At 46.0% G+C, this 15,890-nt stretch carries 14 protein-coding genes; 3 read left to right on the top strand and 11 right to left on the bottom strand.

Translation table 11 applies throughout. The annotated features are described in order from the left end of the window. Window positions 1–145: 145 nt before the first annotated feature. The 4 genes from AB5026_RS11600 to AB5026_RS11585 form a co-directional block, all read right to left on the bottom strand. Complete coding sequence (locus AB5026_RS11600; RefSeq protein ID WP_021652301.1) at window positions 146–1,345, bottom strand: MFS transporter; 1,200 nt, start codon at window positions 1,343–1,345, stop codon at window positions 146–148. 5 nt (window positions 1,346–1,350) lie between these two features. Further along, window positions 1,351–2,232, bottom strand: coding sequence for a shikimate dehydrogenase (aroE, locus tag AB5026_RS11595; protein WP_015527027.1), 882 nt, complete (start codon window positions 2,230–2,232; stop codon window positions 1,351–1,353). A gap of 114 nt (window positions 2,233–2,346) precedes the next feature. Next, window positions 2,347–4,272 carry an FAD-dependent oxidoreductase gene (locus AB5026_RS11590; protein WP_015527026.1) on the bottom strand — a complete coding sequence of 642 codons (1,926 nt, stop codon included), beginning with the start codon at window positions 4,270–4,272 and terminating at the stop codon, window positions 2,347–2,349. 113 nt (window positions 4,273–4,385) lie between these two features. Next, window positions 4,386–5,225 carry a sugar phosphate isomerase/epimerase gene (locus AB5026_RS11585; RefSeq protein ID WP_147603350.1) on the bottom strand — a complete coding sequence of 280 codons (840 nt, stop codon included), beginning with the start codon at window positions 5,223–5,225 and terminating at the stop codon, window positions 4,386–4,388. 286 nt (window positions 5,226–5,511) lie between these two features. Between AB5026_RS11585 and AB5026_RS11580 the strand changes: the two genes are divergently transcribed. Continuing rightward, the gene (locus AB5026_RS11580) at window positions 5,512–6,420 is read left to right on the top strand and encodes a LysR family transcriptional regulator (RefSeq protein WP_021652297.1); all 909 of its coding nucleotides are present in this window, start codon (window positions 5,512–5,514) and stop codon (window positions 6,418–6,420) included. 141 nt (window positions 6,421–6,561) lie between these two features. On the opposite strand, the gene AB5026_RS11575 is transcribed toward AB5026_RS11580, so the two are convergent. The 6 genes from AB5026_RS11575 to AB5026_RS11550 all read right to left on the bottom strand — a co-directional run bounded on the left by AB5026_RS11575 (window position 6,562) and on the right by AB5026_RS11550 (window position 12,846). Then, window positions 6,562–7,350 carry a shikimate kinase gene (locus tag AB5026_RS11575; RefSeq protein WP_021652296.1) on the bottom strand — a complete coding sequence of 263 codons (789 nt, stop codon included), beginning with the start codon at window positions 7,348–7,350 and terminating at the stop codon, window positions 6,562–6,564. A gap of 326 nt (window positions 7,351–7,676) precedes the next feature. Continuing rightward, window positions 7,677–8,576 (bottom strand): LysR family transcriptional regulator, encoded by a 900-nt coding sequence (locus tag AB5026_RS11570; protein WP_015527022.1) that lies wholly within the window; start codon window positions 8,574–8,576, stop codon window positions 7,677–7,679. A 79-nt stretch (window positions 8,577–8,655) separates the two neighbouring features. Continuing rightward, on the bottom strand, window positions 8,656–9,327 hold the full coding sequence (locus tag AB5026_RS11565) for a YkgJ family cysteine cluster protein (RefSeq protein WP_118752570.1): 672 nt from the start codon (window positions 9,325–9,327) through the stop codon (window positions 8,656–8,658). Continuing rightward, the gene (locus tag AB5026_RS11560; RefSeq protein ID WP_015527020.1) at window positions 9,327–9,773 is read right to left on the bottom strand and encodes a DUF6483 family protein; all 447 of its coding nucleotides are present in this window, start codon (window positions 9,771–9,773) and stop codon (window positions 9,327–9,329) included. The genes AB5026_RS11565 and AB5026_RS11560 overlap by 1 nt, the downstream gene beginning before the upstream one ends. 48 nt (window positions 9,774–9,821) lie before the next feature. Beyond that, window positions 9,822–12,017, bottom strand: coding sequence for a DNA topoisomerase 3 (locus tag AB5026_RS11555; protein WP_368213358.1), 2,196 nt, complete (start codon window positions 12,015–12,017; stop codon window positions 9,822–9,824). Between the two features lie 154 nt (window positions 12,018–12,171). Beyond that, window positions 12,172–12,846, bottom strand: a complete 675-nt coding sequence (locus tag AB5026_RS11550; RefSeq protein WP_118752572.1) for a response regulator transcription factor — start codon at window positions 12,844–12,846, stop codon at window positions 12,172–12,174. A 180-nt stretch (window positions 12,847–13,026) separates the two neighbouring features. Between AB5026_RS11550 and AB5026_RS11545 the strand changes: the two genes are divergently transcribed. Then, the gene (locus AB5026_RS11545; RefSeq protein WP_368213357.1) at window positions 13,027–13,959 is read left to right on the top strand and encodes a diacylglycerol kinase family protein; all 933 of its coding nucleotides are present in this window, start codon (window positions 13,027–13,029) and stop codon (window positions 13,957–13,959) included. Window positions 13,960–14,032: 73 nt separating this feature from the next. After that, on the top strand, window positions 14,033–14,722 hold the full coding sequence (locus AB5026_RS11540; protein WP_237971362.1) for a phosphatase PAP2 family protein: 690 nt from the start codon (window positions 14,033–14,035) through the stop codon (window positions 14,720–14,722). A 26-nt stretch (window positions 14,723–14,748) separates the two neighbouring features. Here AB5026_RS11540 and AB5026_RS11535 read toward each other — a convergent pair whose 3' ends face one another. Continuing rightward, a complete protein-coding gene (locus AB5026_RS11535) occupies window positions 14,749–15,765 on the bottom strand; it encodes a glycosyltransferase (protein ID WP_114002018.1) in 1,017 nt (338 codons plus the stop codon). Window positions 15,766–15,890: the final 125 nt, after the last annotated feature.

Genomic DNA, 15,890 nt, shown 5'->3' with positions numbered 1-15,890 from the left:
ACGGTAAAGTCCAATCCGGGAATTGTTCCCGAATTGGAACTTTGTTTTGCACAGATTCAGTCATCTTTGTCTGTATCCATACAATGATTCACTTTTTTTACTGTAGTCAAACGGATATTCACCCCAAGGGATTTCCTTGATTCAGTCAAGCCTCTTTTCCACGGTTCATCTTAACGAACAGTGCAAGAAGGATTCCTATGAATGTCACTGCCATATTGAGAAGCAGGATCATTCTCGGAGCACTGGTTCCGGCAGTCTTTGTAATGTAGCCGGCCAGTGTCAGAATGGTGTAGTTCGCAACGCTGGATGCGATCATGACCATGGATGTTGCAGTTCCCTTGTTTTCCGGGAAGAACTCCGCAGTTGTGGAAACAGCCAGCTGAAGCACACCGCCTGCGCCTGCAAAACCGATCACAAATCCACCGATAAGACAGATTGTCGGATTCTGGATAAAGTAGCAAAGTCCCAGCATGATGAAAGAGATCAGTGGATAAATGATCAGGATATTGATCTCCTTCAGTCCTTTTTTGATAAATACAGAGGAACACAGGATTGCTGCAAAGGTTCCTACTGCATAGAATGACTGGATTTTGGAAGGATCACTTAAGTTATAAAGCTTTCCGAGCTCCTGGTTACAGTTCAGCCACAGCATGAATGTAGAAGAGCTTGTAAATCCGATGAGGATTGCTGCAAGAGCTGCAGGAGTGATCTTTAATTTTGCTTTTTCTTTCTTTACTGTACCTGCTGTATTTCTCTCCGGGAATGGCAGGAACAGAATCAGGATTCCATCGATAAAGATCGCAGCACCTGCAACAATAAAAATGGTTCTGTAGGACATATTCGCCGCTGCTACAAATCCGATGAGGAAAGGAAGCAGAAACTGGCTGATACACATGGAGAATTTTGTAAACAGGTTCGCTACAGAAGGATTGTTTACATAAATCTCCATACATGTCGGGCTTACGCAGGTGTCCAGGAAGGAGTTTGCGATACCGCCTACAATGGCAAAGGCGTAGGCAACTCCCATAGACGGAGCAAATGCGATTCCCATAAAGTATGCTGCATAACAGATCACGCCGATGATTCCGCTTAATCTGCGTCCGAATTTGTCGGACAGGGGACCGGAAAACGGAAGAGAGATCAGTCTTCCAAGTCCAAGTGCGGCAATTACAGATACTACCATGCTGACATCCATAGTTCCATCACTTAAAGCCTTTGCTCCCCAGTGAGCCGCAAGCTCCGGCTTGTACTGACCCATGATGGAAGCTCCGATTCCATGGATGAAATATGTAAAATACAGTGCGATAGAAGTAATCACTAAATTTTTCTTACCTGTCTGGCTCATTTTTCTTATTTCCCTTCGTTCTCAGCCTGGAATTTCTGGTACTCATCTGTCGGCATCTCAAGACCTGTGTAAAGCTTGTAAGATGCTGCACCCTGCCACAGAAGCATTCCTTTTCCGCCTACCGCAAGCTTCACGCCTGCTTCTTTTGCTTCTTTTACCATCTTTGTCTCGGCCGGATTGTATACGCAGTCAGCAACAACAAGATCCTTATGGAACATGGATTTATCAACCAGTGTGATGTCATCATGTGGTTTCATTCCTGCAAGTGTTCCGTTCGCGAGGATATCTGCGTTTGCGATCTCTTCTCTCAGTTTATCCTGATCGTCAAGGCAATATACGCTTACTTTGCAGTCCGGTACTTCTTTTGCAAGCTTCTCAGCAGTTCCTTTTGCTCTGTCAAGGAATGGATCGTCAGGGTTGAAGATCGCGATGGATGCTGCTCCGTCAAGGGCACACTGTACAGTCAGAGCTGTAGCTGCTCCGCCTGCTCCGAGGACTACCATCTTTTTGCCCTTTACATCAACACCGTGCTCTTTCAGGTTGCGGACAAATCCGATACCGTCTGTGATATGTCCAACAAGTTTTCCATCCTCATTTACGATGGTGTTTACAGCACCGATGATCTTTGCTGCCGGTGAAAGCTCGTCTACACACTGAGCTACTTTGTTCTTGCAAGGCATGGTTACATTGCAGCCTCTCATTTTGAACAGACGCATTGCATCAAGAGCTGCCGGAACCTGATCCTCTTTGATATCAAATGCCATGTAAGCATAGTCCAGGTTATGGTACTGGAAGCTGAAGTTGTACATAGCCGGGGATCCGGAATGTCCTACAGGGCTTCCGATCAGTGCAAGTAAACCAGTTGTTCCTTTAATTCTCTGTTCCATTTCTTTTTACCTCCTGCATTTTCCCCTGTCAGACACCGGATATATTTTCTCCGGTGTCTGACAGGTCATCTTTTTAATTTTTGTACTGTCCGGTTTATTGGATAGATTGGCAGATCAGATCCTGGAAGCTACCTCATAAGCCTCTTTTGTTGCATCCAGTGCACGTCTTGCACGGATAGCATCTCCGATCACATGTGTCTCAGGTACAAGGTCTTTGATCTTCTCTTCCAGAGGATTGTAGTTGCGGAATCCCATGGAAAGGATCACAGAATCATATCCTCTTGACTCGTGACGTACTCCGTCAGCGGTCTCATATTCTACCCCGTCTTCATAGAATTTGCATACCTTTGCTCCGGTGATCTCCTTGATTCCGTAGTCCTCGAAATCCTTCATCAGATATACTCTGTGCTCGTGGATCACGTCTGCACCTACGGTATCACGGAACTCGATAACAGTTACATCATGCTCCTGCTCGCCTAAAAATGCAGCTGTCTCGCATCCAACCATTCCACCGCCGACAACGAGAACCTTTTTGCCTGCTGCTCTCTTGCCATCCAGAAGGTCAGAGCCGTGGATGATAGCCGGATTGTCGATTCCCTCGATCGGAAGGATCAGAGTCTTGGAACCGGTGGCAATGATCACGCTGTCCGGCTTCTCTTCTTTGATAAGCTCCGGAGTTACCTCACAGTTCATCACGATCTTAACGCCATCCTTCTGGCAGCGATGGATGTAGCTACGGATCATGTTTGTGATGTCACCTTTTCCCGGCGGATATGCAGCAAGTCTCATGTTTCCGCCGAGAACATCTCCTGCCTCATAAAGCGTTACCTCATGTCCTCTCTCTTTTGCGATAAATGCAGCGGAAAGTCCTGCAACACCGCCACCGATAACCATAACCTTCTTCGGCTCTTCCGCTTTCTCAAGCGGCTCTGCCTCATGACCCAGGAATGGGTTTGTCAGACAGCATACCGGATTTCCTGCATACATGTTTGCAACACAGCCCTGAAGACAGGCGATACAAGGAGTCATATCCTCAAGACGCTCTTCCTGTGCTTTCTTCGGCATAGCCGGATCTGCAAGGCTCTGACGTCCGAATGCTACAAGGTCTGCTCTTCCTTCTTTTACCATCAGCTCTGCGAACTGTGGCTCTGTATAACGTCCAACTGTGATCACCGGAATATTTACCGCACGTTTGATCTCCTCAACCTCTGCTGCAGAGAATCCACCGTGGATAACAGTCGGTGCCCACATAAACTCATCCTTGATATGAACGGCACGGGATACATGGAGTCCGTCCAGTCCGCAGCTTTCCAGATATGCTGCGATCGCTGCACTGTCGTGGACATCAAGTCCGCCCGGAACCTCGTCTGCACAGTTGATTCTTGCAAGAACTGCAATTTTTCCCTGTGTTGCTTTTTTAACTTCCTCGATGATCAGACGGGAGAAACGCATACGGTTCTCAAAGCATCCGCCAAACTCATCCACTCTCTTGTTTGTTCTCGGAGAAAGGAAGGTACTTACCAGATAACCGTGTGCCATATGGATCTCAACAGCATCTGCTCCTGCTTCCATTGCTCTTCTTGCTGCCTCACCGTAGCCTTTGATCAGCTCATAAACTTCCTCAGTTGTAAGCTGCTTCGGAATATCACGGCCGCACACTGACGGGATACTGGTTGCTGCTGTGATCGGTGCTCCTGCGTTCTTTGCATTTCCTTCCGGACCTGCGTTCTGAAGCTGGATGGACACCTTTGCTCCTTCTGCATGACATCCGTCGATAACCTTGCGGAAGCTCTCGATCGTAGAGTCGTCATAAAGACATGGTTTACGCGGGCCGCCCTTTGCGCCCTTGTGAACTACAGTAGCCTCGATGGTGATCAGACCAAATCCGCCTTTTGCTCTTTCTCTGTAATATGCAGCGGACTGCTCACTCATTGTTCCGTCTGTGTTTGCAAAGTTATTTCCCATTGGCGGAACAACAAAACGATTCTTTACTGTCATAGGACCGATCTCGATCGGCTGAAACATCGCATTGAATTTCATATGCGTTCTCCTTTCCTTTGAAACAATCTTTTTGTTTCTTTCACGGTAACGCCCTGTCACCGGTATGACGTCGGAAACAGGGGCCCGTCTGAAATATTAGTTTCTTATATTAATTACAGTACTTCCGGCCAAGCCTCTTCCAGTACCTTCTTTGTGTTCTCATATGTATGTTTTGCAGCATACTCGATACCTTTTTCAAGGTTTGCATCGCTGATAACCTCTACGCCGATGGCATTTGGTCTGATGCCTTTTTCTTTGATCATTTTTACGAACGGTACTGTTGTTCCGATTCCTGTTCCAGGAGCAAGACGGTCATGCATGGACTCATCTCTTAAGATCGTTGTTGCATATGGTCTTTCCCATACATCGTTGATCTGGATGGATACGATCTTGTCTGCCGGGATTCCCTCAAGTACGGAAAGCTCGATCGGCTGGTTTGCTCTTACCCAGTGCCATGTATCAAGGATCAGTTTCGCATTCTCGCAGTCAGCAGCTTTTACAACAGCCCAGCCCTTTTTCACATCCGGGATTCCGCTGTATGGCATTGGCTCAACACCGATGATGTATTTGCCTGCTCTGTGGCAAAGCTCACGAAGCTTCTGTGCTGTGTACTCTACGGAATAGTTCTCCATCAGTCCGCAGTTGATCTGTTTTACGTTAAATAATTCACACATATGGAAGCAGAGCTGTTCTTTGTATTTCTGCTCATAGGAACGATGCTCCTCTGCCCACTGCACGATGTACTCAACCTCTGTTACCTTCATGTCATATTTATCCAGGATTGCCAGGATATCCTCGTCGAAAAGTCCCTCATTCAGGGCATCTACGTAGGTTTCTGCTCTCAGGCCGATTCCCTCATAGCCAGCCTCTTTGGCAGCTTTTACACGGTCCTCAAATTTGCACTGATCTCCCATTGTCCAGGAACTGATTGTGATTGGAAATTCTTTTGACATGATAATTCCTCCTGAAAATTTAAATAATTTTATTTGTTTTTTTTAAATTATTTTGTATCTTTTTTCTATAAGCATTATATAACTTTGTTAAATACAAAACAAATTGATTGTACCAGGAGAATCCATAGATTTTATCAATATATCATGTTATACTATATAAAACATATTCAGCCGTATTGCCGCCGTCACTGCATACGGCCCGGCAAATCTCTTATGTCTGTCAGACTTACCGGGGATCTGTTCGAAGTAAAACATTCAGATAAACTTACGAAAGGAGTATTAAAAAATGAATCTGTATCATCTTCGCTATTTCGTGACACTGGCTCATCTGGAACATTATACAAAAGCTGCGGATGTTCTGGCCATCACACAGCCCAGCCTAAGTCACGCGATCTCTTCTCTGGAGGAAGAGCTTGGAGTGAAATTATTTGAAAAAAACGGACGGAATGTTTCTCTCACCAAATATGGCAAGTCTTTTCTGGAGGATGTGGAACAAACCCTGAACCGGCTGGATTCCTCCGTAAACGGTCTCCAGCTTGCAGGAAAGGGAGAAGGACAGATCGATGTGGCTTTTCTCAGAACTCTGGGTGTTGACTTTATGCCAAAGATCATCCGCAGCTTTCTTAATGCCAATAAGGGAAAACAGATCCATTTCAATCTGTTCTGTGATAAGGTTCTTACCGGCGATATCCTCACCGGACTGAAAGAGAAGAAATACGATATCGGCTTCTGTTCCAAATTTGACGACGAACCACTGATCGAATTTATTCCGGTTGCCAAGCAGGATCTGGTCGTCATCGTTCCGCCGGAACATCCTCTTGCTGAGAAATCCGAGATCCATCTGGAGGAAACGCTTCCATACAAGCAGATCATCTTCAAGAAGAGAAGCGGTCTCCGCCAGATCATTGACCAGTTATTTAAGAGCATTGGTCAGTACCCGGATGTGGCTTTTGAGATCGATGAGGATCAGGTTGCCGCAGGGTTTGTTGCCAATGATTTCGGCATCTGCATTGCACCGGATATCCCGATCCTGCACTCTCTGAACCTTAAGATCCTGCCCCTTGTCTCTCCAAGCTGGCAGCGGAATTTCTACATGGCCATGCTGAAGGATGTATACCATCCGCCGGTCGTGGAAGCCTTTAAGAAATTTGTGATCGAGGAAACCTCGAGGGAGATTTTTTATAAGACCAATTAAACGATCTGTTCATCTGCAAATATATGGTCCGGATCTTTTATATCATAAAGGACAGCTGTCCGATCTCCGTTCTGTTTCTGTACGGTTTATCGGACAGCTGTCCCTTTTATATGTAAAACTATTCTGTTTTATGATCAGCAGTTATTTATTTGCCTCTGCCTCACGAAGTCTGTGGATCAGCTCCTCGCAGATCTCAAGCTCACTCTTTCCGTCTGTCTCAACAACTATATCTGCTGCTGCCTCATATTTCGCGCGACGTTTTTCCAACAGATCAGCGATAAATGAAACATTTTTGTTGTTCTCAAGTAAAGGACGGTCATGATTATCCTTTACACGTTCCAGAATAGTTTCCGGCTTTGCAGTCAGAAGTACAACACGGCCATTTTTTTTCATCTCGGTAACATTGCGCTCCCGCATCGGAACACCACCGCCACAGGATACTACAACATTCGATCTGGACTGCATCTCGATCAGAAGATTTGTCTCGAGCTCACGGAAATACTCTTCACCGTAAGTCTCAAAGATATCGGAAATGCTCATTCCCTGTCTCTCCACGATACACTGATCCATCTCCACAACATCCATGGCAAGAACATTCTTCAGATAATCGGAGATCGTAGATTTACCAGCTCCCATAAATCCGATCAGGAAGATATTATAATTGAAAAGATTTCTGGACTGGATCCTTTTACTGTTCTGTGTGATGCTTGCAAAAACATCATTGACCTCTTTCTTATGACGTCTGCCTTCCATTCTGGCTTCCAGCCATCCTTTCTGCTTCGCCTCCTGTTCCGGCTGAAGTACCGGAAGATCGTTAGCTTCCTTGTATACCATGATGTCCTCTACGATCCTGTTTCTCATAAGGAGTGCGTCCAGGATGATCTCATCGCACTGTCCAAGGCTTTCTCTTAATACTTCTAACTGGTTCATAATATCTCCTTTACTTCGTTCATTTTATTACGGATTTCCGTCATCACTTTATCACTTTAAATCAAGTATCTGTCCTTATTATACCAACTGGTCATTTTTATCTCAACCCAAATTTTCATTGAATTTACGCATGTGATCTATAGATTATTTTTATAATTTTTAGGCACGGCAAAGATATCTGACGCAGGACTTCACGCTATGATGGACTGGATTGTTTGCAGTAATTTATGGAATTGCTATAGTATTCACGCCAGGATCTGTGTCAAAAAAATCTCCGCCCTATTATAGAAGCAGAGATTTTTTACAGAAATTTTATCACCAAGATTCTACTGTATCACTTCATAGATCCGGTAATGCTTGTATATATAATCCCGGAACTGCTCCACAAGCGCACTTGGATACCGGTTTTTCATCATTCCCATGTATATGTAACGACGGCAGTGCAGATTCTCAATATTTAAGATTTTCACAGGAAGTGTATGGATCACCGGTACATCCGGCACAATGCCTACACCAAATTCCTCCGCCACCATACCTGCCAGTGCACCATCCTCTTCTACCTCAAAGGCCGTCTCCGGTGAAAGTCCTTCCTTTTCGAAAAGCTCCCGGATCACAAAATACAGTCCGCTTGCAGGGGTAAAGGTCACCTGCGGATACTGCCCCAGCTCTTTTATGGTCACTGAATTTCGGTCTGCAAGAGCATGGTTCTCAGGCACTACAGCCACCAGCTTTTCTTCTGACACCGGCACAAAGCTGATCTCCTTCTCACCCTCTGCCCGGGAACAGAAGATCACGTCGAATTTCTCTTCTTTCAGACCCCGGATCAGACTTCCGGTAGCTGCATTCTGAAAACGGAAATCAATCTTCTTCCCCTCCTGTTCATTAAGGAAGCCCCGGACAAGCTCCGGGATAAATCTGCGTCCCTGGGTATGGATATACCCGATGGAAATACTTCCTCCCGGAATCCTTGCCGCTTCCTGTATCCTCTCCACACCAAGATTCAGGATATGTAAGGAGTCCTGCACATATTTCAGAAACATTTCCCCGTATTTGGTCATGGTCACATTTCTTCCGTGACGCTCAAAAAGTGGAACCTGCAGTTCCTTTTCAAGGTTGGAGATCGCATGGCTCAGACTTGGCTGGGTTATATCCAACCGCTTGGCTGCTCTGGTATAATTTTCGATCTGGGCAAGAGTCACAAAATATGTGAGCTGATTTAAGTTCATATGTCAAAAAATCCTTTCTTTCCTCCGCGCGAGAGACTTTCAGGCAGGTAAGCTCAGACACCTCGCTGCCTGGTCTGTTTCACACTCCAAGGCTCAGGAGTTCTTTTCCCGCCGCAAGTCTCTCATAAAACTGCTCATAAAAATCCCGCTTCTCATCATAAGGCTTCCTGTAAAACTGGTTTACCACATACATGTTCAGGTTTCGGATCAGATCACTGTCCTCGCTCTCATAGAGAACCGACTGGACATCCAGAAGAAAATAATGCCAGTCACAGACAAATTTTTCGTAATTTCGAAAATCCGGAGTATCTACCCATTTCCGGACCTTGATCTTACTGCGGCTGGTCTTTTTGCACTCGTGGATCTGAAGGATGTATTTAAAACCACCGTCCTCATAGTATCTTCCCAGCGGGAACAAACGGCAGAAGCCCGGACGGAAACTGTGGATGGAGCATCTTCCGTTGCCATTCAGAAATACGCATCGTTCCTCTGCCCCTGTCATCCTAAGATGCGGCAGAATATTTCCGTCTGTGACGCCAAGCTCTATTTTTCCGGCAAGCAGCTGGTCCACACTTAAGTGAAGTCCCTGACTTAACCGCCATACATCCAGCGGATCCAGTACAACAGAATCTCCCATTCCCGTACAGCAGTCAAAACAGCCCTTACAGTCCTGACAGTCTGCCTTTACCATGTCATTTGCCTCGTATAAACGACCGTCGGAAATTTCCTCCAGTGTAACCTCCCGCCGCATTAGACAAGTGCCTCCAGTCCTGTAACTCCCCAGTCCTCAGCCAGGCTTTTCAACCCGTCCAGGATCTCCTCCCTGGAATAATCGTGATCATCCAGGTAATCTACGTCCATATCATTGAGATGCAGATAAAAGGTAAGGGCAAGCTCCAGATAATCCGGATCATCTTCCTCCATGTTCATAAGAAGCTCATTTTCCGCTCCGTTGATGTCACCCTCATCAGCAAGTCCGATAACCTTCTTAAAAAGCTGGTCTGCCTCTGTATAATCTGCCTCTGCTGCAGGAAGTGTATACTGCGGCATATCTCCCTTAAGAAGAAGTCTTGTGATCAGTCTTGCGATATCCTGAATATTTCCTGACATTCTGTCATCCTGTAATCCCAAATCGTTTTCCTCTCTTTCTGCTGTCCTGTTCTGCCAGACACATTTCTCCGACCGACGTATCTGCATCCGGTCCTCCGCTCATCCGAACCCCGGATATCTGGACAGGCAATTTATTTAATCCAGTTTAATTCCTGACAACGCCTGTGCAAATGCATTGTTCACCGGCTCATTGGCCTCTTTCTGCTGTTTCTTAAGATAACGCTGCACATCACGCTTATTCACACCTGCACCCTCTTTGGCTCGTCTTGCCTGGAAGGATGAAAGCTTTTCTTTATAGCCGCACTGACATACAAAGGTCTCTTCTTTTCCCTTCAGAAGCATCTCCATACGCTTATGGCATTTCGGACAGCGCGCATTGGTGGTCCTGGATACTGTCTCTCTGTATCCGCATTCCCGGTCCTCGCACACCAGCATTTTGGCATTCTTTCCGTTGACTGCCAGGAGATGTTTGCCGCAGTTAGGGCACTTCTTGTTTGTCATATTGTCATGGCGGAAGGTTCCCTGTCCGCCTTTGATCTCATCTACGATCTCACAAGCATATTTACGGATCCCTGTGAGGAATTTATCCTGACGGAGCTTTCCGTTTGCAATATCACTGAGCTTCATCTCCCAGTCTGCGGTAAGCTCCGGCTTTTTCAGTTCTTCCGGAACCAGCTCCAGAAGCTGTTTCGCCTTGGAGGTAATGTAGATCTCATTGCCTCTTTTTTCCATCATAAAGCTGTTGAAAAGCTTCTCGATGATGTCCGCTCTTGTGGCTACCGTTCCAAGTCCACCGGTCTCACCAAGGGTTTTTGCCGCTTTTTTGTCGTGGCTTTCCATAAAATGAACCGGATTTTCCATGGCACCAAGAAGTGTGGCCTCTGTAAATCTGGCCGGTGGTTTTGTTTTGCCTGCTGTAAGAGCTGCTCCTTCCACTGTAAGTATCTGACCTTCCGTAAGCTCCGGAAGCTTCTGGTCTTTCAGCTTATCACCGGATTCCTCTTCATCCTCATCCTGCCAGCCGCCTTCATAAACCTCTCTCCACCCTGCACTTTTTATAATACGTCCGCTTGCAGCGAAAGTTTCTCCTGCTGCAGTTCCTTCCATGCTTACCTGCTCATATACAGCCGGCGGATACAGCACGCTCAGGAAACGGCGTACTACCATATCGTAAATCTTCCGTTCCTCGTTGGTCATATGATCCAGCTGTACAAACTGTTCTGTAGGAATGATGGCATGATGGTCACTGACTTTTTTGTCATCCACAAAGCCAGCACTGATCTGGATCGGTTTATTGACCAGCGCACCGGCAAGTTTTCGATAAGGACCTGTCCCGCATGCCTGAAGACGCTCTTTAATGGTAGGAACTACATCTTTTCCTATATATCTGGAATCCGTTCTTGGGTAGGTAAGGACTTTGTGGTTCTCGTAGAGCCTCTGCATGATATTCAGAGTTTCCTTTGCAGAAAAGCCGTATTTCTGATTGGCTTCTCTCTGAAGAGTGGTCAGGTCATAAAGCCCCGGCGCATAGGTCTTCTTCGGCTTTCTGGAAACCTTTGTTATGGTAAGGTTGCTTTTTCCTGCCTTTGTCTGGATCTCCTGGGCACGCTCCTTCTTAAAGGTGCGGAGGCTTCCGCTTTTTCCGTCACGCCAGGTCCAGCGTACATTTCCCGCCTGCAGAGTGATCCCGTAATAATCCTCCGGCTTAAATTCCCGGATTTCCTGCTCTCTTCTTGCGATCATGGCAAGGGTGGGGGTCTGCACACGTCCGCAGGAAAGCTGGGCATTATATTTACAGGTCAGCGCTCTGGTCCCGTTCATTCCCACCAGCCAGTCCGCCTCCGCCCTGGCCTGTGCCGCACGGTAAAGATCATCATAATCATGGCCGTTTTTAAGGTGGGCAAAGCCGTCACGGATTGCTTTGTCCGTTACGGATGAGATCCACAGACGCTTAATAGGTTTATGGCAGTCTGCCTTTGCAAGGATCCACCTTGCTACCAGTTCTCCCTCACGTCCGGCATCTGTGGCAATGATGATCTCCCCGATATCCTTCCTGTAAAGCTGGGTTTTCACCGCATTGTACTGCTTGGAGGTCTGGCGTATCACCACCAGTTTCATTTTCTCCGGCATCATGGGAAGCGTGGAAAGCTCCCATTTGGTATATTTTTTATCGTATTCTTCCGGATCTGCCAGTGTTACCAGATGTCCCAGGGCCCAGGTCACTACATAGGCTTTTCCTTCCAGGGTTCCGTTCCCCTTCTGACTGCAGTGGAGGACTCTGGCAATGTCTCTGGCAACGGATGGCTTCTCCGCAATTACTAATGATTTCATATTTTTTTCTTTCACCTCTTACTCTTTGGAGCCTGTTTCCTAATGGCTCCGGGGTTCAACTATTATAGCATGAAAAAAGCACTTCGTCCAGAAAAGGGCCGAAGCCTTTTTCCGTCGAAATGCTCTTTACTTTCATATTACTCTCAGCAGCTGTTCATGCACATTTTCCACTGATCTTATAGCCCACTCCACGAACTGTTTCCACCAGATCTCCTGCCGGGCCAAGCTTCTGGCGAAGGGTACGGATATGTACATCTACGGTTCTGCTCTCCCCATCGAATTCATATCCCCAGATCTGATTTAAAAGCTGTGTTCTGGAAAGAACCGTACCACTGTTTTTCAAAAGGAGACAAAGCATCTCGTATTCTTTCAGTGTCAGATTCACAGGCTCCTGATCAACAGTTACCTCATGTCTTCCCGGACATACATAAAGATTTTCCATACGATACTCCTCTGCGCCATTGTCCTCTGCTCTCCGAAGAAGGGCACGTACCCTGGAGATCAGTTCCATCATGCGGAACGGCTTCGGAATGTAATCATCTGCACCGCTGTCCAGACCTACCACGGTATCAAACTCACTTCCTTTTGCAGTAAGCATGATCACCGGAAGTTTCCGCACATCCGGACGGATACGGATTTTTTTTAAAATAGACAGTCCGTCTTCCTCCGGAAGCATAATGTCCAGAAGCACCAGTGAAGGCAGTTCTTTTTCCAGCGCTTTCCAGAAAAGTGATGGCCGTTCAAAACCCTGTGCCTCCAGACCCTGACTGTTTAATGTATATACAACAAGTTCACGGATACTTTCATCATCTTCCACAAGATATATCATAATTTTCCTCCAGCTTCATTTTTCATCTGATACGTGCAAGTATAAAGTGCATTCGTAAAATCCAACATAGAAAAAAGGTTAAGTTTATGTAAAATATAGAAATCCTTAAGAAATTTTAATTTGTAAAAGCCGAACGTCAATGTTATGATAAAGCAGAGAGTTGTTTGGAGGTTTTTTATTATGTATTCTTTTATTGTGAATCCCAATTCAAGATCCGGTGAGGGACGTAATGTCTGGAACCGGCTTCGCAGCATCATGGAAAGTCAGGGGATCTCATATCAGTATTTTCTCACAGAATATGTGGGACACGCCACAGTACTGGCACGAAGGATCAGTGTTGCCGGAACACCGGAGAATCCGGTAACTCTGGTAACAGTAGGCGGTGACGGCACTATTTATGAAGTACTTACCGGGATCATCGATCTGTCTTCGGTTGTTTTCGGATTTATCCCGGTCGGGTCCGGCAACGATTTCTGCCGCAGTATGGGCCTGCCCTTTGATCCTTTTGAAGCGCTTCGCTCTATTCTTGAGAACAGACGGACCATTTTCATGGATGTTCCTGTTCTCCACCTTGGCAGCCATTCCTACCGTTTCGGCATCAGTGCAGGAATGGGCTACGATGCGGCAATCTGTCAGGAAGTCCTGATCACACCTGGCAAAAAATTTCTCAACCGTCTCCATATGGGTAAACTCATCTACCTTATGGTGGCACTGAAGCAATTTCTCTTCCTTACTCCGTCCCCGGTCACGATAACACTTGACGGGAACAAGCCACAAACCTTCAGCAGGACTTGGTTTGCGGCTGTAATGAACCAGAAATATGAAGGCGGAGGCTTTAAATTCTGTCCAAACGCCAGTCCGGAGGATGGTTTACTGGATGTGATCGTTATTGAAGGAATCTCCAAGCTGAAAATGCTGTTCTGCCTGCCGAGCGCTCTCTGGGGAAAACATACCCGCATTCGCGGTGTACATATTTTACAGTGCAGGAACGTACATATTACAAGTGCCCATTCCCTTCCTGTGCATAAAGACGGAGAATCCGGCGGAATCCAGCGTGAATTTTCTGTGACCATTGAAAAGAAACCTTTAAAAATCATAATGCCTGTGTTATAGTAGCAGGTAGATACTTAACAAAAAAGAAGCTTAAGGCTGACATCAGCCATACCTCAAGAAAAGGAGCGGCAAAATGTTGAGTAAAATAAAAAAATACAGGCACGGTTTTATCATAGCGATCTATTTCGTTGCCTATCTTATCCTGTTTGGATATCTGGAGCAGCGGCCTGTACGAGCCTACCATGTTGTACATACTGTTTTTGATGATATGATCCCGTTCTGCGAGATTTTTATTATTCCGTACCTTTTATGGTTTCCATATGTGGTAATGACGGTTGTGTATTTCCTGTTTCGCAATAAGAATAAAAAGGAATATTTCCAGCTGATCTTCAACCTGATGATGGGAATGACGGTTTTCCTTGTTGTTTCCTACATCTATCCGAACGTTCAGTATCTCCGCCCTGCGGTATTCCCCAGAAGCAACATCTTTACACGACTGGTGGCTGAGATCTATCGGACAGATACTCCCACCAATATCCTGCCAAGTATCCATGTATTTAATTCCCTGGCTGTTTATTTTGCCATTCATCACTGCCAGGCACTAAAAGACAGGAAATGGCTTCAGCGAGGAGCTTTGATCCTTTCTGTTCTGATCATCCTGTCCACCATGTTTATCAAGCAGCATTCTGTGATCGATGTATGTCTTGGCACCACACTGGCACTGTTCGGACATCTCCTGTTCTATCCACAGAGAGTGGATGATTACGAGGAACAGCGTTCTCTATCCCATATGCGTAAGAAGAAGCCGGAACAGAATTTATAAAAAAAAGCCCCGTTGGGGGCTTTTTTTTAATTAAATCCATAAAACTTCTGACAGATCTTATAGGCTGCCACAAACATCTTTCTTCCACCTCTTCCGGGAAGATTGGACACCCTTCCGAAGAGACTTCTCCGAAGCTTCCGGTACAGTCCCATATTCTGGTCTTTGATGTAATCCTGCAGCTCCTGTTTTTTATCCAGGCATTCCTGCGTTGCAGCTCTTACCAGCATGATCGAAGAAACGGTTGTGATGATATCCAGATAGCTGAACATATAAGCACGAAGTCTGCGGTTGCTCACATTAGCCTTCAGATAGGCGTCCACCATCAGTTTGTTTACACGGATCTGCTGATCGATACGCTTGATCATCACTTTCTCATTGACAGACTGATCATCTCTTCCAATAAAATATCGATAGAAATTTACATCCAGATAATAGAGATTTTTTACATAGGGAAGCGGCTCAAACGCAAACAGGTTATCTACGTAGAACGTATGCTTCGGAAGCTCCATTCCACAGTCATGGAGAAGTTTTGTACGGTATATCATGGAATGCATAAGGAGATACTGGCCTTTTTTCATGTGGCGTACCTCATCCCATCCGAAAATCTGGTTTGTCGGAAAACAGTGTCTGTACTGCATGATCTTTTTGCGGGTAGCTCCCTGCTTCTCATAAACGAAATTACTGATGAGAAGATCCACGGTCTCAGCCCCACGTGTCAGTTCATAAAGTGTTTTCAGGACCTCATAGTAGGCGTCCTGATTTACCCAGTCATCACTGTCCACAACCTTGAAATAAAGTCCTGTTGCGTTTTTGATCCCTGTGTTGACTGCCTGTCCATGGCCGCCATTTTCCTGATGTATGGCTTTTACGATAGTTGGATATTTCTCGGCATAATCATCTGCGATCTCGGCAGTACGGTCACTGGAGCCATCATCTACAATGATGATCTCCACTTCCTCTCCTCCGATCAGCAGGGAATTGATGCATTTTGACATATAAGCCTCTGAATTATAGCATGGTATTGCTACGCTCAAAAGTTTCATGAGTTTTCCTCCTTCATATATCTGGTGTATGCGCGAAACGCAGATGGTATTGCATATTTTTTATCGGATTCTCTCTTATCCACAAACAGGAACTCCCCCTGCGGTGCTTCTTCCAGAGAGGATAC

This window comes from Blautia sp. RTP21359st1_E11_RTP21359_211015 (assembly GCF_040910705.1).
Lineage (GTDB): Bacteria > Bacillota > Clostridia > Lachnospirales > Lachnospiraceae > Blautia_A > Blautia_A fusiformis.
Note: the sequence above shows the minus strand (reverse complement) of the source record. Positions and strands in the feature narration are given on the sequence as shown.